At 73.4% G+C, this 4,293-nt stretch carries 3 protein-coding genes, 3 tRNA genes and 1 pseudogene; 5 read left to right on the top strand and 2 right to left on the bottom strand.

All coding sequences use genetic code 11. The features are described from left to right. Positions 1–86 (top strand): annotated as a pseudogene (locus F6X68_RS31165) (aminoacyl-tRNA hydrolase); the annotation flags it as partial. 99 nt (positions 87–185) lie between these two features. Here F6X68_RS31165 and F6X68_RS31160 read toward each other — a convergent pair. Both F6X68_RS31160 and F6X68_RS31155 read right to left on the bottom strand, forming a co-directional pair. Next, a complete protein-coding gene (locus F6X68_RS31160) occupies positions 186–1,082 on the bottom strand; it encodes a 3-methyladenine DNA glycosylase (protein ID WP_151457601.1) in 897 nt (298 codons plus the stop codon). A 34-nt stretch (positions 1,083–1,116) separates the two neighbouring features. After that, positions 1,117–2,406 (bottom strand): hypothetical protein, encoded by a 1,290-nt coding sequence (locus F6X68_RS31155; RefSeq protein ID WP_151457600.1) that lies wholly within the window; start codon positions 2,404–2,406, stop codon positions 1,117–1,119. Positions 2,407–2,579: 173 nt separating this feature from the next. Here F6X68_RS31155 and F6X68_RS31150 point away from each other — a divergent pair, with 173 nt between their 5' ends. The 4 genes from F6X68_RS31150 (at position 2,580) to F6X68_RS31135 (ending at position 4,236) form a co-directional block, all read left to right on the top strand. Continuing rightward, positions 2,580–3,383 (top strand): fumarylacetoacetate hydrolase family protein, encoded by an 804-nt coding sequence (locus tag F6X68_RS31150; protein WP_151457599.1) that lies wholly within the window; start codon positions 2,580–2,582, stop codon positions 3,381–3,383. A gap of 107 nt (positions 3,384–3,490) precedes the next feature. Then, positions 3,491–3,562: transfer RNA gene (locus tag F6X68_RS31145), tRNA-Gln, on the top strand. Between the two features lie 135 nt (positions 3,563–3,697). Continuing rightward, positions 3,698–3,770: transfer RNA gene (locus F6X68_RS31140), tRNA-Glu, on the top strand. A 393-nt stretch (positions 3,771–4,163) separates the two neighbouring features. After that, positions 4,164–4,236, top strand: a tRNA-Glu gene (locus F6X68_RS31135). The last annotated feature ends 57 nt before the right edge of the window (positions 4,237–4,293 follow it).

The raw sequence follows: 4,293 nt of genomic DNA, 5'->3' as shown, positions 1-4,293 counted from the left end.
CGTCGCGGGGCGCGAAGGAGCGCCGGCTGGCCGACAAGAAGCGCCGGTCACAGCGCAAGCGCGACCGCCGCGTCGACGGCGACTGACCCGAGACTCCCCACGGGGCCCGGTGTTCCTCACCGTCATCGACGGGGTCCCCGGCGGCCAGCTCCACGGCTCAGCGGGCAGACCGCTGGCTCAGGGGGTCACGCCCCCACCCGTGTCGATGGCGCCGCCTGTTCGAGCAGCGCCGCGCAGACACCGATGAGCCGGGCGCGTAGCTGGCCGGCACGCTGTGCGAACTCGCGTTGACGCGCCGCGTACTCGGCCTTGCCCTCCGGCGTCTCGATGGCCACCGCGGGCTGCCCGTAGGAGGAGAAGTCGTACGGGGACGCCTGCATGTCGAGTAGCCGGATGTCCCTCGCCAGCTCGAAGCAGTCGAGCGCCAGGTCCCCCGGAACCGCGGGCCCCAACTTGGTCGCCCACTTGTGGCAGTCCATCGATGCGTGCAGGCAGCCCGGCTGGTCGAGTTCCACCTGGCTCTCCCTCGTGGGTCGGAGCCGGTTGAGGCCGACCGCGTCCGGGGTGAAGAAACGGTACGCGTCGAAGTGCGTGCAGCGGATCTGGTGCGAGTCGACGACCGCGTCGGTGCCCTCCTGCCCGAGTCGCAGGGGGAGCTGGTGCCGATGCTCACGCTGGCGGTACACCATCGCCCACTCGTGCAGGCCGAAGCAGCCGGTGAAGGCCGGTCGCGACGCGATCGCGGACAACAGGCGGTGGATGAAGCGCACCGACTCGGCCCGGTCGACGAGGAACGCCGCGACGTCGAAGCTCACCGCCCCGTCCGCCGCCGTCGCGTACCAACGCCACTGCCGGTGCGGGGCGGAGCCGTCCGGGCCCGGCGCCAGGGAGACGCCCACGCCCGGGTGCCACCGGCGGAGCACGGAGGGCCGGGTGCCGTAGTAGTCGTACAGGAAGTCGTCGATCGCGTGGCGTTCCCCCGTGGCCCTGCGGGCGCGGTGGCCTGCGGTCAGGGCGTCCGCACGCCTCTCGTGCGCCTCCAGGAGGGCAACCCAGGTCGGCGGGGCGAGGGCGGCGGTCACGAAGCCAAGGGTACGACCGCCGCCCGGCGCCCGGTCAGGGCACGTCCACCCGGACCCCGGCGGAGAACACCCCGCTGCGCAGCTCAAGCTGCTCCGGCGGCGCCTTCCCGGCGACGGTGAAGACCAGCGGCAGCACCGTCCGGCTGCCGGCCGCCATCGGCTGGGCGAAGACGTCCCGGCCCTGGTTGGCGGCCCGGGTCGCCTGCTCGTCGGTGCTGACGAAGTTGCCGTCGGGCAGGTACGCCCGTTGCAGCCGGCCGTGCCAGCTCTGCTGCTCCGGGGTGAGGTTGCGTACCCCGACCGTCGCCTCGCACTGCCGGGCCGTGGCGCCGGGCTCGCACGCGACGCGGTACACGGTGAACTCGAACGCCGACTCGCGCAGCGGCTCGCCGACGGCGCCGTTGACCCCCTGGCCCAGCCACGCGCCGCTGGTCGGCTGGCTGTCGGTGTCGACGGCCGCGACCTGCCGGGTGGCCGTCCAGGCGGCGGTGCCCACCGTGCCGGCGAGCACGACGGCGGCCACCGGGACGATCAGCCAGACGGACGGCTTGCGGCGGAGCTGTTCCGGTCGTGGCGCGGCCGGGCGTGGGTAGACCGTCCCCGGATGCTGGCCGGAGAGGGCCGCGGCGACCGGTCGGCGGCGCCGGCGCCAGGTCCACACCCCGCCCACCGCGAGCACCGTCACCGTGCCGAGCCCGGCCAGCAGCACCGGCGTCCGGCGCCACGGCGGCGTCTCGGAACGCTGGGGCGCGGCGGCCGGCACGCCCGCGGTCCAGGTCGCGGTCGCGCAGTCGTACGGCCGGCTGCCGTCGCGGGCGTAGGCGCAGGCCGGCGCGGTCAGCGGCCGGGCGGGGGCGGCGGCGGTGAGCGCCGTGCCCAGGGTGGTGGTGCTGCGGGCGGGCAGCTTCAGCTGCCAGGTCACCTCGGTGGCCGACTGCCCGGTGCCCCGGGCGGCCCGGGTGGCCCGGCCCCCGGCGGTGATGGCGGTCGCCGAGGCCCCGGGCGGCAGTTCCTGCCGGACGGTGGTGTCCACCGGCGTGCCACCGCTGTTGCGGACCTGGATCCGGTAGCGCGGCGCCGGCGTGCTCTCCGGCACCACCGCGACCGTGACCGGCGGCTTCGCCACCGGCGGGGCGGCCCGGGTCGGGGTGGGCACCGCCGGCGGCGCCGACGGCATCGCCGGCTCCGGGGTCGGCGCGACCACCGGTGGTGGCGCGGCCGCCGCGGGTGGGGCCGCCGCCGGCAGTGCCGGCACGGCGGAGAGAATGCCGAGGCAGTGTACGAACACTGCGAGGGCCCTGTGGTGTCGTGTCGATGCAGGCATACGAACGAACCTCCGGAGCCGACGCTAGGGGCGCGACGACACCGGGCGGGTACGAAGTCGCGAACTCCGCCCCCGCGAGCGGACGGTGTCGTAGGGTGCGCCCTCCCGGCGTCCCGGGCGCGCCTGACTGCGGCCTCGGCCGGGTCGCGGGTCGCCGGGGCTAGATTGGCCTGGTGCGTATCGCTCGTTTTGCTCATGCCAAGGGAATGTCGTTCGGGGTCGTCGAGGGCGAAGCGGAGGCGGGCCCGCAGGGCCTGACCATCGCCGAGATCGAGGGCCACCCGTTCGGCCAGATCACCTTCAGCGGTGCCCGCTGGGCGCTGTCGGACGTCCGCCTGCTCTCGCCGATCCTGCCCAGCAAGGTCGTCTGCGTCGGCCGCAACTACGCCGAGCACGCCGCCGAGCACGGCAGCGAGGTGCCGAAGGAGCCGCTGCTCTTCCTCAAACCGTCCACCTCCGTGATCGGGCCCCGGGACGCGATCCGGCTGCCGATCTTCTCGAAGCAGGTCGAGCACGAGGCCGAACTGGCCGTGGTGATCGGCGCGCCGGGCGCCCGCCGGGCCGACCGGGCCGCCGCGGAGCGGGCCATCTTCGGCTACACCTGCGCCAACGACGTCACCGCCCGGGACCTCCAGCGCTCCGACGGGCAGTGGACCCGCGCCAAGGGCTTCGACTCGTTCTGCCCGATCGGGCCGTGGATCACCACCGGGCTCGACGTCCGCGACCTGGAGATCCGCTGTGAGGTGGGTCGCAATCCGGAGGAGATGGAGGTCCGCCAGCTCGGCCGGACCCGCGACATGGTCTTCGACGTGCCGGCCCTGGTGTCGTACGTCTCGCACGTGATGACGCTGCTCCCCGGCGACGTGGTGCTCACGGGCACGCCGGCCGGGGTTAGCCCGCTGCTGGACGGGGATACGGTCACCGTGCGGATCGAGGGGATCGGAGACCTCACCAACCCGGTGGTGCCCGTCGCCTGATCCGCGTCGAGGCCCCGTTTCCGCAGTTCAGGGGCGGTTTGGGGGACTCGATTTGGCCTGCTGGCACCGGGAGGGTAAAGTTTGATCCCGGCACCGCAAGGGGCCAATGGGGTATGGGGTAATTGGCAGCCCGACTGATTCTGGTTCAGTTAGTCTAGGTTCGAGTCCTGGTACCCCAGCGCAGCCGAGGTTCGCAAGAGCTTCGGGCGCTGGATCTCGTAGGAGACGACTCCGGTTCCCGTTCAGGGGATCGGGGTTCTCTCTGATAGAGTCCAGCGGCACCGCTCGGCAGAGTGGTGCCGCAAGTCAGTTCTGGCCCCGTCGTCTAGCGGCCCAGGACGCCGCCCTCTCAAGGCGGTAGCGCCGGTTCGAATCCGGTCGGGGCTACATCTCAGAACGGCCCGTTCCACTCCGGTGGGGCGGGTCGTTTCGCATGTCCCACGCCGGCGCTGTTCGTTGCCGCGTGGTTGCCTGCGCCGCGACACGGGTGGCAAACGCCGGCGGCTGCGACCCGCCGTGTGCGGCTCGGGCTCGCCCCTGCGGGCCGACCCGTCTCCGCCCCGCCGTGGTGCGGCTCGGGTCCGCCCCTGCTGGCGACCGGTTTCCGTTCCGGCCGGTCGTGGCCTCGGCCGAAGCGTGGTCTCCGGTCGTCCGATCCTGGTCGTCCGGGTGGTGGAGTGCCGGGACGACCGTCCGGTCGCCCCGATTTCCGTCCCGGTGGGGGCCGCCGCTAGACTACAGCGGCACCGCTCGCAAGGGCGGTGGAAGCAGTGAAGTCTTGGCCCCGTCGTCTAGCGGCCCAGGACGCCGCCCTCTCAAGGCGGTAGCGCCGGTTCGAATCCGGTCGGGGCTACATCTCGAACGGCCCGTTCCACTCCGGTGGAACGGGCCGTTCGGCATTCCACCCTCC

This window comes from Micromonospora sp. AMSO12t (assembly GCF_008806585.1).
Lineage (GTDB): Bacteria > Actinomycetota > Actinomycetes > Mycobacteriales > Micromonosporaceae > Micromonospora > Micromonospora reichwaldensis.
This window is presented reverse-complemented; position numbering and strand designations above follow the sequence as displayed.

Excerpts from the sequence above, each read along its gene's own strand:
- F6X68_RS31155 (WP_151457600.1), bottom strand. The coding sequence starts at position 2,406 with ATGCCTGCATCGACACGACACCACAGGGCCCTCGCAGTGTTCGTACAC.